This is a genomic window from Agrobacterium sp. 22094, from assembly GCF_052046015.1.
GTDB lineage: Bacteria > Pseudomonadota > Alphaproteobacteria > Rhizobiales > Rhizobiaceae > Agrobacterium > Agrobacterium cavarae.
On record NZ_JBQEPX010000003.1, the window covers coordinates 309,175 to 324,026 of the forward strand.

Annotated in this window: 14 protein-coding genes; 6 read left to right on the forward strand and 8 right to left on the reverse strand. The window is 59.1% G+C overall.

All coding sequences use genetic code 11. From position 1 onward, the window contains the following. The first annotated feature begins 277 nt into the window (after positions 1 to 277). Positions 278 to 2,896: an ATP-dependent chaperone ClpB gene (gene clpB / locus ACTJK5_RS16335; RefSeq protein ID WP_440612831.1), complete on the forward strand. Its 2,619-nt coding sequence runs from the start codon at positions 278 to 280 to the stop codon at positions 2,894 to 2,896. 64 nt (positions 2,897 to 2,960) lie between these two features. Here the strand turns inward: clpB and hpt are convergent, their stop codons facing one another. Both hpt and ACTJK5_RS16345 read right to left on the reverse strand, forming a co-directional pair. Further along, positions 2,961 to 3,506, reverse strand: coding sequence for a hypoxanthine phosphoribosyltransferase (gene hpt / locus ACTJK5_RS16340; protein WP_062427617.1), 546 nt, complete (start codon positions 3,504 to 3,506; stop codon positions 2,961 to 2,963). A gap of 73 nt (positions 3,507 to 3,579) precedes the next feature. Further along, positions 3,580 to 4,251, reverse strand: a complete 672-nt coding sequence (locus ACTJK5_RS16345) for an FxLYD domain-containing protein (protein WP_440612899.1) — start codon at positions 4,249 to 4,251, stop codon at positions 3,580 to 3,582. Between the two features lie 208 nt (positions 4,252 to 4,459). Here ACTJK5_RS16345 and ftsE point away from each other — a divergent pair, with 208 nt between their 5' ends. The 4 genes from ftsE to ACTJK5_RS16365 all read left to right on the forward strand — a co-directional run bounded on the left by ftsE (position 4,460) and on the right by ACTJK5_RS16365 (position 7,811). Further along, positions 4,460 to 5,119 (forward strand): cell division ATP-binding protein FtsE, encoded by a 660-nt coding sequence (ftsE, locus tag ACTJK5_RS16350; protein ID WP_062427619.1) that lies wholly within the window; start codon positions 4,460 to 4,462, stop codon positions 5,117 to 5,119. After that, positions 5,112 to 6,113, forward strand: coding sequence for a cell division protein FtsX (locus ACTJK5_RS16355; RefSeq protein WP_440612832.1), 1,002 nt, complete (start codon positions 5,112 to 5,114; stop codon positions 6,111 to 6,113). The genes ftsE and ACTJK5_RS16355 overlap by 8 nt, the downstream gene beginning before the upstream one ends. Positions 6,114 to 6,181: 68 nt before the next feature. Further along, entirely contained in the window at positions 6,182 to 6,868 is a 687-nt protein-coding gene (locus ACTJK5_RS16360) for a YdcF family protein (protein WP_062427621.1), read from the forward strand. A gap of 154 nt (positions 6,869 to 7,022) precedes the next feature. Next, positions 7,023 to 7,811: a lysophospholipid acyltransferase family protein gene (locus ACTJK5_RS16365; RefSeq protein ID WP_062427622.1), complete on the forward strand. Its 789-nt coding sequence runs from the start codon at positions 7,023 to 7,025 to the stop codon at positions 7,809 to 7,811. Here ACTJK5_RS16365 and ACTJK5_RS16370 read toward each other — a convergent pair. The 4 genes from ACTJK5_RS16370 to ACTJK5_RS16385 form a co-directional block, all read right to left on the reverse strand. After that, a complete protein-coding gene (locus ACTJK5_RS16370; RefSeq protein ID WP_440612900.1) occupies positions 7,800 to 8,783 on the reverse strand; it encodes an esterase-like activity of phytase family protein in 984 nt (327 codons plus the stop codon). The two genes, ACTJK5_RS16365 and ACTJK5_RS16370, sit on opposite strands and share 12 nt — an antisense overlap. 58 nt (positions 8,784 to 8,841) lie before the next feature. Beyond that, entirely contained in the window at positions 8,842 to 10,749 is a 1,908-nt protein-coding gene (cobT, locus tag ACTJK5_RS16375) for a cobaltochelatase subunit CobT (protein ID WP_062427623.1), read from the reverse strand. 156 nt (positions 10,750 to 10,905) lie between these two features. Beyond that, on the reverse strand, positions 10,906 to 11,895 hold the full coding sequence (cobS, locus tag ACTJK5_RS16380) for a cobaltochelatase subunit CobS (protein ID WP_062427624.1): 990 nt from the start codon (positions 11,893 to 11,895) through the stop codon (positions 10,906 to 10,908). A 63-nt stretch (positions 11,896 to 11,958) separates the two neighbouring features. Further along, positions 11,959 to 12,585 carry a J domain-containing protein gene (locus ACTJK5_RS16385; protein ID WP_062427625.1) on the reverse strand — a complete coding sequence of 209 codons (627 nt, stop codon included), beginning with the start codon at positions 12,583 to 12,585 and terminating at the stop codon, positions 11,959 to 11,961. Between the two features lie 166 nt (positions 12,586 to 12,751). Between ACTJK5_RS16385 and ACTJK5_RS16390 the strand changes: the two genes are divergently transcribed. Next, positions 12,752 to 13,033: a BolA family protein gene (locus tag ACTJK5_RS16390; RefSeq protein WP_440612833.1), complete on the forward strand. Its 282-nt coding sequence runs from the start codon at positions 12,752 to 12,754 to the stop codon at positions 13,031 to 13,033. Between the two features lie 30 nt (positions 13,034 to 13,063). Here ACTJK5_RS16390 and aroB read toward each other — a convergent pair whose 3' ends face one another. Both aroB and ACTJK5_RS16400 read right to left on the reverse strand, forming a co-directional pair. Then, positions 13,064 to 14,194 carry a 3-dehydroquinate synthase gene (gene aroB, locus ACTJK5_RS16395; protein ID WP_440612834.1) on the reverse strand — a complete coding sequence of 377 codons (1,131 nt, stop codon included), beginning with the start codon at positions 14,192 to 14,194 and terminating at the stop codon, positions 13,064 to 13,066. A 4-nt stretch (positions 14,195 to 14,198) separates the two neighbouring features. Then, the gene (locus ACTJK5_RS16400) at positions 14,199 to 14,780 is read right to left on the reverse strand and encodes a shikimate kinase (protein WP_113261501.1); all 582 of its coding nucleotides are present in this window, start codon (positions 14,778 to 14,780) and stop codon (positions 14,199 to 14,201) included. Between the last annotated feature and the right edge of the window lie 72 nt (positions 14,781 to 14,852).

Here is a 14,852-nt window from a genome sequence, read left to right on the forward strand (position 1 = left end):
TGGGTTTGCGAACCTGTCGCTTCTGCGGCTTTCGCCGTCTGCCTGAAGCAGGATGCAGTATTTTGCATGCGCAACTGCCGCATGCTCTTTAAAGGCATGAAAACACCCACCATATTCTGGCTAAGCAAGCCGCGGCGATCAAATGCGCCAAGGCTTCGCGGCACTTGCAAATCCAAGATGTGAGATGCCGAAAAGGGGTCTGCCGCTTACGGGGGCTCCAATCCCAACGTTCCGATCTGTGCCGAAAGCGGGCAGGCCGGCAAAGGAGGCTATGAACATGAACATTGAAAAATACTCAGAGCGGGTCCGCGGGTTTCTTCAATCTGCCCAGACCTATGCGCTGGCGCAAAACCACCAGCAGTTTGCAGCCGAGCATGTGCTCAAGGCGCTTCTCGATGACGACCAGGGTATGGCGTCTTCGCTGATCGAGCGCGCAGGTGGCGATGCAAAGGAAGCGCGGCTTGCCAATGATGCGGCGCTCGCCAAACTGCCCAAGGTTTCCGGCGGCAATGGCGGCCTCTCGCTGACAGCGCCGCTTGCGAAGGTCTTTGCGACCGCTGAAGACGTGTCGAAAAAGGCAGGCGACAGCTTCGTGACCGTCGAGCGTTTGCTCCAGGCGCTGGCGATCGAGACCTCCGCATCCACCTCCTCCTCGCTCAAAAAGGCAGGGGTAACGGCGCAGGCACTCAATCAGGCGATCAATGATATCCGCAAGGGCCGCACGGCCGATAGCGCCAATGCCGAACAGGGCTTTGATGCGCTGAAGAAATTCGCCCGTGATCTGACGGAGGAAGCGCGCGAAGGCAAGCTCGATCCGGTGATCGGTCGCGATGACGAAATTCGCCGCACGATCCAGGTTCTGTCGCGCCGCACCAAGAACAACCCGGTGCTGATCGGTGAACCGGGCGTCGGTAAGACGGCCATTGCCGAAGGCTTGGCGTTGCGCATCATCAATGGCGACGTGCCGGAAAGCTTGAAAGACAAGAAGCTGATGGCGCTCGACATGGGCGCGGTGATTGCTGGTGCGAAGTATCGCGGTGAGTTCGAGGAACGTCTGAAGGCAGTGCTGAACGAGGTTCAGGCAGAAGCAGGCGGCATTATCCTTTTCATCGATGAGATGCACACGCTGGTTGGTGCCGGTAAGGCGGATGGCGCGATGGATGCGTCCAACCTCCTGAAGCCTGCTCTTGCCCGTGGCGAGCTTCACTGCGTCGGTGCGACCACGCTCGATGAATATCGCAAGCATGTGGAAAAAGATCCGGCACTTGCCCGTCGCTTCCAGCCGGTTCTGGTTGACGAGCCGACGGTCGAGGACACGATCTCGATCCTGCGTGGTTTGAAGGAAAAGTACGAGCAGCATCACAAGGTCCGTATCTCGGATTCGGCCTTGGTTGCGGCTGCGGCGCTTTCGAACCGCTACATCACCGATCGCTTCCTGCCGGACAAGGCCATCGACCTGATGGACGAGGCCGCATCGCGTCTTCGCATGCAGGTGGACTCCAAGCCGGAAGAGTTGGACGAATTGGATCGTCGCATTATCCAGCTCAAGATCGAGCGCGAAGCCTTGAAGCAGGAGACGGATGCGTCTTCGGCCGACCGGCTGAAGAAGCTTGAGGATGAGCTGACCGATACGGAAGAAAAGGCGGATGCCCTGACGGCCCGTTGGCAGGCGGAAAAGCAGAAGCTCGGACATGCTGCGGATCTGAAGAAGCAGCTCGACGAAGCACGCAACGAATTGGCGATTGCCCAGCGCAACGGTCAGTTCCAGCGCGCCGGTGAGTTGACCTACGGCATCATTCCAGGCCTGGAAAAGGAACTGGCGACAGCGGAAGAGCGCGACAGCAACGGTGCCGCCTCCATGGTGCAGGAAGTGGTGACGGCGGACAATATTGCCCATGTCGTCTCCCGCTGGACGGGCATTCCCGTCGACAGGATGCTGGAAGGTCAGCGCGAGAAACTGCTGCGCATGGAAGACGAACTCGGCAAGTCGGTGGTCGGCCAGGGCGAAGCGGTTCAGGCTGTGTCGAAGGCGGTGCGCCGTGCGCGTGCCGGCCTTCAGGACCCGAACCGTCCGATCGGCTCCTTTATCTTCCTCGGCCCGACGGGCGTGGGTAAGACGGAGCTGACCAAGGCCTTGGCGCGCTTCCTCTTCGACGACGAAACCGCGATGGTTCGCCTCGACATGTCGGAATATATGGAGAAACACTCCGTTGCCCGGCTGATCGGTGCGCCTCCCGGCTATGTCGGCTATGAAGAGGGCGGTGCTCTGACGGAAGCGGTTCGCCGCCGTCCGTACCAGGTCGTGCTGTTCGATGAGATCGAAAAGGCGCATCCTGACGTCTTCAACGTCCTGTTGCAGGTGCTGGATGATGGCCGTCTGACCGATGGCCAGGGCCGCACCGTCGATTTCAAGAACACCATCATCATCATGACCTCGAACCTCGGTTCGGAGTTCCTGACGCAGATGGGCGACAGCGACACGGTAGAGTCGGTCCGCGAAATGGTGATGGAGCGCGTGCGCGGTCACTTCCGCCCCGAATTCCTCAACCGTATCGACGACATCATCCTCTTCCATCGCCTGCATCGCGATGAGATGGGTGCGATTGTCGACATCCAGCTTCGCCGCCTCGTTTCGCTGCTCAGCGATCGCAAGGTGACGCTCGACCTGGACGAGGATGCCCGGATCTGGCTTGCCAACAAGGGTTACGACCCGGCCTATGGTGCACGCCCACTAAAGCGTGTCATTCAGAAGTACGTTCAGGACAGGCTGGCCGAGATGATCCTGGGTGGCGAGGTTCCGGATGGTTCTACCGTTAAGGTGACCTCCGGTACCGACAGGTTGCTGTTCAAGGTCAAGCAGCCATCTGCGCATGATGGCGTGGCAGACGCCGCCTGATTTGATTAAGGGCTCCTTCGGGAGCCCTTTTTCGTTGTTGCGGTTTTATTGAGAAGAGACAGACTTACTCTGCGTCACCAGTGACGACGCCGACGAAAGGCAGTTCGCGGAAGGCATAGGCCACATCCATGCCGTAGCCGACGACGAAGTAGTCCGGGCATTCGAAGCCGACGAAATCAGCCTCCAGATCTTCCTTGCGCTTGACCTTCTTGTCCAGCAGCACGGCGATGGAGACGTTGCGGGCGCCACGCTCGAAAAGCAGTTCCTTGGCAAAACGCAGCGTGCGACCGGATTCGAGAATATCGTCGATCAGAAGAACGTCGCGGTCCTTCACGTCGCTGTCGATATCCTTGACGATCTTGACGCCTTGCGAAACGGTGCCGGTGCCGTAGCTGGAAAGCGTGATGAATTCGACTTCCGGGGCAAGGCCGCTATCGTGCAGCGCGCGGATGAGGTCGGCAGCGAAAATGAAGGAGCCCTTCAACACCGCAATGACCAGCAGGTCCTTTGTCGGGCCCTGGGCGATGTGCTTTGCCATATCGCGGTTGCGCTCGGCAATCTGGTCGGCGGTGTAAAGCGGCTCGATGTTTTTTCCACGAACGACGGGCATTGTGTCTCCTGCATTGCTTCGCAGCCAGACAGAAGCTGCCGGCGGATGAAATGAAGGGGCTGCGGTAGCACAGTCAGCGAGCGGAAGCATCCGTTTCGATAAAGGAAAGCTTGATTTCCGGCGTTTTTCCACCGGGATGGCGCAGTTTTGCCGAGAAGCCATGGCTCTGGCCGGGTCCGATCTCGGTGATGGGCGGCTCGATCAGCATGCTGGCCACCTTCTCTCCCTTGGCAGCGAAGAGGTCGGCGCGGATGGAAGGAACCTCCTGAATGTTGTCGGTTCTGTTATCGACAATGCCGTTGATGACCAGGACTTCCATCCCGCCAGCATCCTGCGGGGTAATGCTGATATGCGAGATGGCAAGCGGTTCAGGCGGGGCCTCGACGGCCGGTCTTTCCGTTGGAAGCACGGAAAATCCACCGGACATGAAGAACATGCCGACGGCTGCAGCTGCAACGACAGCCGAATAGCCGTCGACCGAAAGCGAGGAAAGCTTGCGATCGATCCATGCGATCATCGCCTGAAATGTCTCGAGCGCACCGACGGTCCTGCTCTTGCCTTGTTGATAAGCCGCGCGTCGATTGTCGTTTCCGTAGTCACGAAAGACCGTTTCCTTTACGGTCACGAAGTCGGCGTCGATCGTTTCCTGTCGCGTCACGGCTCTTGTCTTTGGCCGGGCAGCAGGCGCATCTGGCATCAAAAGGTCGTAATCATGTGCCGATTGTTTGCGAAATGGACGGAACATAGCCATGAAGTTCCCTTGGTCAGTTTTTCAGCCCGAGTTCACCCCGGGCATTGAAAGGAATCTTGACCAGTCGTAAATTTAATTGGTTAACGCTTCGCAAAGATCGACTGCGTCGAGCCGCGTTTCCCGCAGTTTGCGGGCAAAAAGCGGCAGGGCGGAGATTTGAAGACGCTCAAGCGGATCGGAAAAGAAAGAGACTGGAAAAGCGTTGATCCATTTCGAAAATGTCGGGCTGCGTTACGGCATGGGCCCGGAAATTCTCAGGGACATGACCTTCGATATTCCCAAGGGTTCCTTTCAGTTCCTGACCGGGCCGTCCGGTGCGGGCAAGACGACGCTTCTGCGCCTGCTGCTCATGTCGCTGCAGCCGACCCGCGGTCATATCCGCATGTTCAACCGCGATATTTCGCGCATCCCGAGAAGCGAGCTTCCGATGCTGCGTCGGCGCGTCGGCATCGTCTTTCAGGATTTTCGCCTGCTCGATCATCTGACCACCTACGAGAATGTCGCCTTGCCTTTGCGTGTCCGCGGCAAGGAAGAAAGCGCCTATCGCAACGATGTCATCGAGCTTTTGAAGTGGGTCGGTCTGGGAGAGCGGGTCAACGTTCTTCCCGCCATTCTTTCGGGCGGAGAAAAGCAGCGCGCCGCAATCGCGCGCGCGCTGATGGACCAGCCGGAAATCCTGTTGGCCGATGAGCCGACCGGAAATGTCGATCCGCCCATGGCCAAGCGGCTGCTCAATCTCTTTCTGGAACTCAACCGGCTGGGCACCGCTGTCGTCATCGCCACGCACGATTTTGGCTTGATGGATCAGGTCGATGCGCGCCGAATGATTCTGACCGAAGGGCGGCTCGACATCTATGAATGAGATGAACCGCAAGACGCTGAAACCGAGAGCACCGCAGCAGGGCGCACCGCAGATGCGCATCCGCCCGATGGCGCCGATCCTGCCGCCATCCAACATTCAGGGCAACGCGCTGATCGTCGTCATCGCCATCATGGCCTTTCTCGCCTGCCTGACGCTCGGTGCCGTCAGCATGGTACGCGCCACCGCCGCCGGCTGGCAGAGCCAGATCTCGCGGGAGATCACCATTCAGATCAAGCCCGAAGACGGGCTCGATATGAATGCGGCGCTCAACAAGGCCCGCAATCTGGCGCTGGGTTTCGTCGGCACGCGCGAAGGTACGATCATGGACGATGCCGCGACGAGCCGCCTCCTGGAGCCCTGGCTGGGTTCGGGGCTTGATCTGTCCGAACTGCCGGTGCCGCGTCTTGTCATCATTACCATCGATGAAAACAACCCGCCGGATTTCGAAGCCATGCGGGCGATGCTGAAGACCGAAATCCCGCAGGCCTTTCTGGATGATCACCGCACCTGGGTGGATCGACTGGTGTCCATGGCCCATACCACGGTGATGATCGGCGTCGGTGTGCTGGTGCTGGTCTTTACCGCCATGGTGCTGACGGTGATCTTCGCCACGCGCGGCGCACTCTCCGGCAACCGGCACATTGTCGAGGTGCTGCATTTCGTCGGCGCCGAAAGCGGCTTCGTCGCGCGAGAATTCCAGAAGCACTTTCTGAAGATCAGCCTCAAGGGATCAGGTGCCGGCAGTGCTGTCGCGGCGTTCGTCTTCCTTGCGGCAGGCTTCTGGCAGTCGCGATCGCTTGCAACGCCGCAAAGCGATCAGGCGACCGCCTTGTTCGGCTCATTCTCGGTCGGCATCGACGGTTATCTCGGTATCCTGATGACGATGATCATCATCTCGCTGCTGACGACGATTACGGCGCGCATGACGGTCATCCGCACCATTGATGAGATCGACCGCATCCGTTCCGACCCGTCGAAGAGCGATGGCTTATAGGGGCGTTGGTGGTCGATGGCCGGGCACAACCGCCTGTTCCTTGCCATAGTCCCTGCTTATGGTAACTCATGGCAATGAGTCGCATAGACCGGCATGATCATATGGCTGATTCGCCGCGAAACCGAATGTTCTCGCGACGCGGGCCGTTGCGCCGCTTCATCCGTATCGCCATCCTCGTTTTCGTCGTCACTGCCGGTGCCGTTTTCGGCGGATTTTTGTGGTTTGCCGATTCCGTTGCGACCATGCGACCGCCGGAAGGCGCGAGAGCCGATGCCATCATTGTCCTGACCGGCGGTTACCAGCGGATCGACCAGGCGGTCGGGTTGTTGCGCGATAAGGTCGGAAAGCGGCTGCTCATTTCAGGCGTGAACCCATCGACGACGCGCGCACAGATCAGAAGGATGACGCAGAGTTCTCCCGATCTCTTCGCCTGCTGCGTCGATATGGGCTACAAGGCGATCGACACGATTGGCAATGCCAATGAGGCCGCAGGGTGGATACGCGACAAGGGCTACACCTCGATCGTCGTCGTCACCAATAATTACCATATGCATCGAAGCCTGCATGAGCTTAGAAGCGCAAGCCCCAATACGGAATTCATTGCCTATCCCGTCATCAACTCCGATTTGAGCCGCACCAACTGGTTCGCCAATCCCGACGTGTTGCGTACCATGATCTCCGAATACGCGAAATTCGTCGTCGCAGCACTTCGCGACCTTACGGGCATCGGCAAGGGTAATGGCCTGCGAGACTGAACGGCCGATCCGAAAAACGTTGTGCCGTCTCGGCCGCGACCTTCTCGCTGGATAGCTCTTGCTGCATGGCCCCGGTTTCGTGTAGGCGTTGCCCATCTGCGCTGGCGTGAAGAGGCACCCGTCTTCGGCTCAAGCGCCCGGAGACGCCAGACACATGCTCAGACTACGTTCGGTTCTGTTCAACACCTTCTTCTATCTCAATCTCATCCTGCGCATGATCGTGCTGACGCCGATCTACTTCATCGTGCCGCGCAAGCTTGCCTATGAGATCCCGAAGAACTGGGCACGTTCCAACCATTGGCTGATGAAGACGATCGTCGGAACGACTTTCGAGGTCGAGGGTCTGGAAAATATTCCGCAAACCGGCTGCATCTTCGCGCCGAAGCACCAGTCCTTCTGGGACACCTACGCGCTGCTGCCGGACTTGAAGGACCCCGTCTATATCCTGAAGCGTGAACTGATGTGGATACCGCTTTTTGGCTGGTACGTCGCCAAGCAGCGCATGATCCCGGTCAATCGTGCTGCGCGCGGCAAAGCAATGCTGAAGGTGATGGACCGCGCCAAGGAGGAGATGGCGAAGGGTCGCGAGTTGATCATCTATCCGGAAGGCACACGCCGTCCACCGGGGGCGGAGCCGGAATATCGTTACGGCATTGCACGCCTTTACCGCGATCTGAAAGTGCCGGTGGTCCCCGTTGCCATGCATCCCGGCCTTTTCTGGCCACGCCGGTCCACCATGCGCTATCCGGGGCACTTCAAGGTGCGCATTCTGCCGCCGATCCAGCCCGGTCTCGATCCGGATACCTTCTTCAAGACGTTGATCGAGGTGACGGAAAAGGCGAGCGACGAACTGCTCATCGAGACAGCGCGCAACAATCCCGACCTGCCCATGCCGCCGACCGCGCAGAAGCGCCTCGCCGAGCTAGGCTTCTCAAGAGTCTGATTGATTCAGCTTAAATTCCAGCATCAGGTTCCGCTGCAGGAATGAGTGGTTGTCGTCCGAGACAAGGATAAGATGGGTGGACCCATCCGGCTGGGGCACGACGTCAATGCCTTCCATATTGTCGATCTGATAGGACGGGCCGGCCTCGATCAGCGTTTCGCCATCGACGATAGCGCCGGGACGAATATCTCCGCCAGCAATACGACGGATACGCATGCCCGCGCCTTCGCTGAAATTGAAGCGGCGCTCCAGCAAAAGCAGGTCGCCATTGGGCAGGAAAGCGCCGTCCGTCGCGGCGAAATCACCATGTTTCTTGACGGCAAACAGCCCCTTGAGCGGCCCATCCAGTATGGCGGCGTAGAGATCGCCGTTTCTATCGACGCTGTCTTCCGCCACCGCAACCAGTGCGCCTTTGAGCGGCGAGTTCTCCGGTGAAGCAACAAGTGTTTCCAGCCCGGCATTGCGTTTCAAGGCGTTGTTGGGAATGAGATGGGGAAGCCTGCCGCGTGGCCTGGCACCGGCGAGATTCTTATCGGGATAGATGCCGATGCGGTGGAACTGTTCGTAGCTGACATAGAGACGATCGCCGCGCACTGCCAAGCCCTCCGCGTCCATGTCCACCTTTCTGCGCGCGGCGGTTCCATTCTCGTTCAGCATCGGATCGATATGCAACATCGACACGCCGGAAAGAGCCCCGGTCTTGTTATCGCGCTCAATCTCGCCGGTCATCCAGTGGCCGGTATCGAGAACCGCAACGAAACTGCGTCCGTCCGCTCGAAAGCGAACACTCGAAATTGCCCCGAAATCGGGGTCGGACGAGCGCATGGACAGTCCGCCGATAAATTCAAGCTTGCCGAAGTGCCTCTCACTCGATCCGGTCAGAAAATCCCGGATTGGTGAAGAGGTCACAGCAACTTCAGGAGAGGAGGCGCCGATTGCGGCCGGGCTGAGAATGGCAAGAACAAAAGCCAGCGTAGCGACGGGGCGTGCGAACGATCGGCGGGGGAAAACGCCCCCGCTGCGACGTGTCTTATCCCGCACGGCGCATCCTGCGGGACGGCTTGCCGGAGCTTGTGCTGGTATCCTCGAAGAGGGCGGCAAGTTGCTCGGTCATGGCGCCCGCCAGTTCGTCCGCGTCCACGATTGTGACGGCGCGGCGATAGTAGCGCGTCACGTCGTGGCCGATGCCAATCGCCAAAAGTTCGACAGGCGAACGCGTCTCGATCTGCTCGATGACGGCACGCAGATGCCGTTCGAGATAGTTGCCTGGATTGACCGACAGCGTCGAGTCGTCCACCGGCGCGCCGTCGGAGATCATCATCATGATCTTGCGCTGTTCCGGACGGTTGATCAGGCGATTGTGCGCCCACATCAGTGCTTCGCCGTCGATGTTTTCCTTGAGCAAGCCCTCGCGCATCATCAGGCCGAGATTGCGCCGCGCACGGCGCCACGGCGCATCCGCGCTCTTGTAGATGATGTGGCGCAGGTCGTTCAGACGGCCGGGCGATGGCGGCTTGCCGCTGGCAAGCCATTGCTCGCGCGACTGTCCACCTTTCCACGCCTTGGTGGTGAAGCCGAGGATTTCAACCTTCACGCCGGAGCGTTCCAGCGTGCGCGCTAGAATATCGGCGCAGGTAGCGGCGACAGTGATCGGTCGACCGCGCATGGAGCCCGAATTGTCGATGACCAGCGAAACGACCGTGTCGCGGAATTTCGTATCGCGTTCCTTCTTGAAGGAAAGCGGCTGCATCGGATCGATGATGAGTCGCACGAGACGTGCCGGATCGAGGTAGCCCTCTTCCAGATCGAAATCCCAGGAGCGGTTCTGCTGTGCCATCAGGCGGCGCTGCAAGCGGTTCGCCAAGCGTCCAACGGCGCCTTGAAGGTGCGCCAACTGCTTGTCGAGGAAGGCGCGCAAGCGATCCAACTCCGCTTCGTCACAGAGTTCCTCCGCGTGAATTTCCTCGTCGAATTCCTGGGTGAAGATGCGGTAGTCGACCTTCTCGTTGAAATCGTCGAAGGGGCTGTTCGGGCGGCGGGTTTCGCCGGGCGTTTCGGAATCCTCATCGAGATCGTCGGACATTTCGTCCTCCGACATCTCGGCGCCATCCATCTCGCCATCTTCCATCTGCTCCTGAGAGGCTTCGCTCTCCTCCGCAGGGGCGGCATCGGAGCCCGCGTCTTCCTCGACCTGTTCTTCCTGCTGCTCGTTGCTGCGCGGCTGGTCTTCGTCGGATTCGGCTTCCTGCGATTCCGGCTCGTCATTCTCGTCGCCGAAATCTTCCGCCATCTGCATGGAGGTCAGCATTTTACGAACAAGCTTGGAAAACGCCTTCTGGTCTTCGATGACGGAGGAGAGATCCTTGAGGTCACCAGACGCCTTGTCTTCGATGAAGGGGCGCCAGACATCGAGAATCTTGCCAGCACTTTCCGGCGGCTTTTCACCGGTCAGCTTCTCGCGGACCAGCAGCGCGACAGCCTCGGCAATCGGTGCATCTTCCTGGGTGTTGATCGCGCCAAAGTTCGCCTTGGCGTATTTCTCCGTGTTCATCGCACGAATGTTGTTTGCCATGCCCGGCATGCGAAGCGCGCCGATGGATTCGACACGCGCCTGTTCGACAGCATCGAAGATCTGCCGTGCATCGGCACCCTGCGGCGACATCGTGGCATGCACATCGCTATCGTGGCAGGCAAGGCGAAGCGCCATGGAATCGCCAAGTCCGCGGGTGATCGCCACTTCCTGTGCCGTCGGCTTCTTGGAGATTTCCGGCAGCCGCATGCGCTCGCCGGCAAGGCCCGGGCGCTCATTGGCGAAAACCACTTCGACTTCGGAACTACCCGCGACAGAACGCACGCAGCCGGTGATCGCCTGACGCAGCGGTTCGGTATCGATCACCGTGCCGGATTTGGGTCTCACATTGTCGCCGCGCGCTGCCATGGTCTTTCCTGTCGATTCTGAACGCTCCACGCAGACTTCGAAAGTCACGCGGGAGCGTCTTCGTCTTCACGCTTTAATCTGCGCATTTCCGGACGCAAAACCGATGCCACTTTTGCTGGAAATGCTCTAGTGATCTCCCGGCTTTCGCCGGAAGGATCAGGCGCTGAGAACGATGTTTGCCGCGCTTTCCTTCAGCTCGACGCCGAAAGCGCGCTGGTACTGTTCTGCCACGAGCGTCCGCTCCAGCTCATCGCACTTGTTGAGGAAGGTAACGCGGAAGGCAAAGGCGAGATCGCCAAAGATTTCTGCGTTCTCTGCCCAGGTGATGACGGTACGCGGGCTCATCACGGTTGAGAGGTCGCCATTGATGAAGGCCGAGCGGGTAAGATCGGCAACGCGAACCATCTTCGATGCGGTTTCGCGACCCTTCTCGGTGTCGAGGCTCTTCACCTTGGCAACGATGATGTTCACTTCCTGCTCATGTGGCAGATAGTTCAGCGTCGTAACGACCGACCAGCGGTCCATCTGCGCCTGATTGATCTGCTGCGTGCCGTGGTAAAGACCGGTCGTATCGCCAAGGCCAACGGTGTTGGCGGTTGCGAAAATGCGGAAGGCCGGGTGAGGGCGGATCACGCGGCTCTGGTCGAGCAGCGTCAGGCGACCGGACGATTCCAGAACGCGCTGGATAACGAACATGACGTCCGGGCGGCCCGCATCATACTCGTCGAAAACGAGTGCGACATTGTGCTGGTAAGCCCAGGGCAGGATGCCGTCCTTGAACTCGGTGACCTGCTTGCCGTCCTTCAGAACGATGGCGTCCTTGCCGACGAGGTCGATACGAGAGACATGGCTGTCGAGGTTGACGCGCACGCACGGCCAGTTGAGGCGCGCTGCGACCTGTTCGATATGGGTGGACTTACCGGTGCCGTGGAAGCCGGACACCATGACACGTCGGTTATGAGCAAAGCCTGCAAGGATCGCCAGTGTCGTATCGCGGTCGAAAAGATAGTCCGGATCCAGATCGGGCACATAGGCGTCGCCCTGGCTGTAAGCCGGTACACGCAGATCCGTATCGATACCGAAGACCTCACGGACAGAAACAGTCGTGTCCGGCAGGTTGGTAATATCAAGGTCAATTTTGCTCATCACGTCTCCAAGGCGGGTAGCAACCACCCGGCCACATCTTCATAAGGCAATTACCAAAGGGGCTTAGCAGAAACCCGATTGCTTTAACAATTGGTAGGCTTGAATGACAGCCCGAAAACGCTCTTCCGAACCGCGATCGCCACCATTAGCATCAGGATGGTGCTTTTTGACAAGCTCCTTATAGCGTCGTTTAATGTCTTCCTGCTTGGCGCCAGCCTCCAGACCGAGCGTGTCGAAGGCTTTCGCTTCCAGTGTTTTCAGTTTGCGGTCCGGCTGGATGCGCTGGCCGCCCGCCCTTCCGTCGCCAAAACCATTGGTGAAGCCAAAAGGATCCCGGATGCGCGCATTTGCAGCACCCGAACGCAAGGTCGAATGAAGCGGGCTGTCGCGCGCTGTCTTGTTCACCCCCACCGTCCATGTGGGGCGGTGGCCGGTGATCGCTTCCTTCTGGTAGCGGGCGATCTCGCTGTCGGAGAGGCCCGAAAAATAATTGTAGCCCTTGTTGTATTCCTTCACATGCTCAAAACAGAACATGAAGAATTGCCCCTCGGCATTGCGGCCGACGGGTGCGCGGTGATTACCAGGCTTGTCGCATCCATCCCACTGACACACGGGGGCTTGAGCCTCCGGCGGTTGGTCTCTCTTGCGACGCGTGCGGATGCGGTCGAAGTATTTCGAATCCAGTTTCATGATATCCCAATTATGGTGCGCAAAAGGGTGCACAACAAGAATTGACAAAGCGGAATGTTGCAGGCTTTTAGGTAGCCCCTTTAGGCCTGTTTGGTAACCCATCGGCTCTCCGCCGCCGGATTGCCAGACAGGCTCTAACCAACGTGATCATCAGGAGATGGATGCCATGTCCCTGCGCCAACGCATGGAAAACAAGCTGCGGGAAGCATTTTTGCCGGATCGCCTGAATGTCATTGATGAAAGCCACATGCATGCCGGACACCAGCCGGATATGACCGGCACAGGCGAGACGCATATGCGTGTTCAGATAGTGTCTGAGCAGTTCTCAGGCAAGTCTCGCGTGGACCGCCACCGTGCCATTAATGGGCTATTGAAACCCGAACTGGATGACGGCCTGCATGCGCTGGCCATCGAAGCAGCGGCGCCGGGCGAACCGACGCGGTTTTGATTGTCTACAGCGACGTGAGCCGTTGCAGCTTTAGCCCCGATGCTTTTCCGACAGGAAGCTCTGCACCTCCGATGCCGCAACATCGTCTGCCACGAAAGACTGGCCAATGCCGTGGGTCAGGATGAAGGTGAGCTTGCCGCCCTTGACCTTCTTGTCCTGGGCAATGGCCGCCATCAACGTTTCGACCGGCGGGAGCTCACCGGGGATATCCTTCATCGAGGTGGGCAGCCCCACTGCTTTCAGATGCGCTTCGACGCGGGTTGCATCATCCGGGCTTGCAAGGTTCATGCGGGCGGAGAACTGGTGCGCCAGCACCATGCCGATGGCAACGCCTTCTCCGTGAACCAGCCGTTCGCTGTTATATTCGGTTGCCGCTTCCAGAGCGTGGCCGAAGGTATGGCCAAGGTTCAGCAGCGCACGGACACCGTTTTCCTTCTCGTCTGCGACAACGACGTCCGACTTCGCCTGGCAGCTCGTGGCGATCGCCTCGATGCGGGCCGGGCCTCCTCTCTCGATTTCCGCCCAGTTCTTCTCAAGCCAGGAGAAGAAATCCGGCTTGTCGATCAGGCCGTACTTGACCACTTCGGCGTAGCCTGCACGAAACTCGCGGGGGCTCAGCGTATCGAGAACGGCGGTATCGGACAGCACCAGATCCGGCTGATGGAAGACGCCGACGAGGTTCTTGCCGTGACGGCTGTTGATGCCGGTCTTGCCGCCAACGGAGGAATCGACCTGCGCCAGAAGCGAGGTTGGAATTTGGACAAAACGGACTCCGCGCCGAACGATGCCGGCTGCAAAACCCGCCAGATCACCGATGACGCCGCCGCCGAGCGCGATGACCGCATCGTTCCGCTCAATCCGCGCGGCAAGGATGGCATCGCACACGGTGACGAGGTGATCGAAGCTCTTGGTCTTTTCGCCTGCCGGTAGCGTCAGCGATACGGCCTCGATGCCGTCGGTCTGCAGACCATCCATCAGGGTCTCGAGATAAAGCGGCGCGACATGCTCATCGGTAATGATGGCGGCGCGCTTGCCCTTCAGCCGTGAGGAAATTTCTCCACCGGCGCGGCCGATCAGGCCAGGTCCGATAAGGATATCATAGGCACGTTCACCCAGCGGAACATGAACAAGGCGCTCGTCGGTCTGGATGGCGGAGGGCATGGCATCAGGCTTTCTTGGTGAGGCTGGCGATGGCTTCTAGAACTTCCGTGGCGATGATGTCCTTGCGAACATCGCGGGATTCGATGGTGATGTCGGCTTCGCAATAGATGGGGTAACGCTTTTCCATCAGTGCCGCCAGCGTTGCCTTGGGGTTCTCGGTCTTCAGCAAGGGGCGATGATCCCGCTTGTTGACACGTTCCCACAGCACTTCGAGATCGGCTTTTAGCCAGAGCGAAACGCCGCCACGCTTGATGTGTCGACGGGTATTCTCGTTGATGAAGGCCCCACCACCGGTGGAGACGACCTTGGGTCCACCACGCAAAAGGCGCTTGATCACGCGCGTTTCCAGTGCCCGAAATTCGTCTTCGCCATAGCTAGCGAAGAGCTCCGAGATCGTCATGCGCGAGACGCGCTCGATCTCGTCATCCGTATCGACGAAGGGGATCCTCAACTGCTGCGCGACCGACCTGCCGATTGCAGATTTTCCTGCACCCATGAGCCCAACAAAGACGATGTTGCGCCTGCCAAGAGCGGCACGCGCTTTTTCTCCCAGGCTCTGGGGAAGAGATAAGTTGGTTTCGCTCATGAATGATGGCCCATTTGGCTTCGGTATCTTCAAATGTTTACCAAGCGTCAAGCCAAATCGCGCCTTATAAGC

Bases quoted from the DNA above. Each gene is read 5' to 3' on its own strand.
- clpB (WP_440612831.1), top strand. From the start codon at position 278: ATGAACATTGAAAAATACTCAGAGCGGGTCCGCGGGTTTCTTCAATCT.
- hpt (WP_062427617.1), bottom strand. From the start codon at position 3,506: ATGCCCGTCGTTCGTGGAAAAAACATCGAGCCGCTTTACACCGCCGAC.
- ACTJK5_RS16345 (WP_440612899.1), bottom strand. From the start codon at position 4,251: ATGTTCCGTCCATTTCGCAAACAATCGGCACATGATTACGACCTTTTG.
- ACTJK5_RS16355 (WP_440612832.1), top strand. From the start codon at position 5,112: ATGAATGAGATGAACCGCAAGACGCTGAAACCGAGAGCACCGCAGCAG.
- ACTJK5_RS16360 (WP_062427621.1), top strand. From the start codon at position 6,182: ATGGCAATGAGTCGCATAGACCGGCATGATCATATGGCTGATTCGCCG.
- ACTJK5_RS16365 (WP_062427622.1), top strand. From the start codon at position 7,023: ATGCTCAGACTACGTTCGGTTCTGTTCAACACCTTCTTCTATCTCAAT.
- cobT (WP_062427623.1), bottom strand. From the start codon at position 10,749: ATGGCAGCGCGCGGCGACAATGTGAGACCCAAATCCGGCACGGTGATC.
- cobS (WP_062427624.1), bottom strand. From the start codon at position 11,895: ATGAGCAAAATTGACCTTGATATTACCAACCTGCCGGACACGACTGTT.
- ACTJK5_RS16385 (WP_062427625.1), bottom strand. From the start codon at position 12,585: ATGAAACTGGATTCGAAATACTTCGACCGCATCCGCACGCGTCGCAAG.
- ACTJK5_RS16390 (WP_440612833.1), top strand. From the start codon at position 12,752: ATGTCCCTGCGCCAACGCATGGAAAACAAGCTGCGGGAAGCATTTTTG.
- aroB (WP_440612834.1), bottom strand. From the start codon at position 14,194: ATGCCCTCCGCCATCCAGACCGACGAGCGCCTTGTTCATGTTCCGCTG.
- ACTJK5_RS16400 (WP_113261501.1), bottom strand. From the start codon at position 14,780: ATGAGCGAAACCAACTTATCTCTTCCCCAGAGCCTGGGAGAAAAAGCG.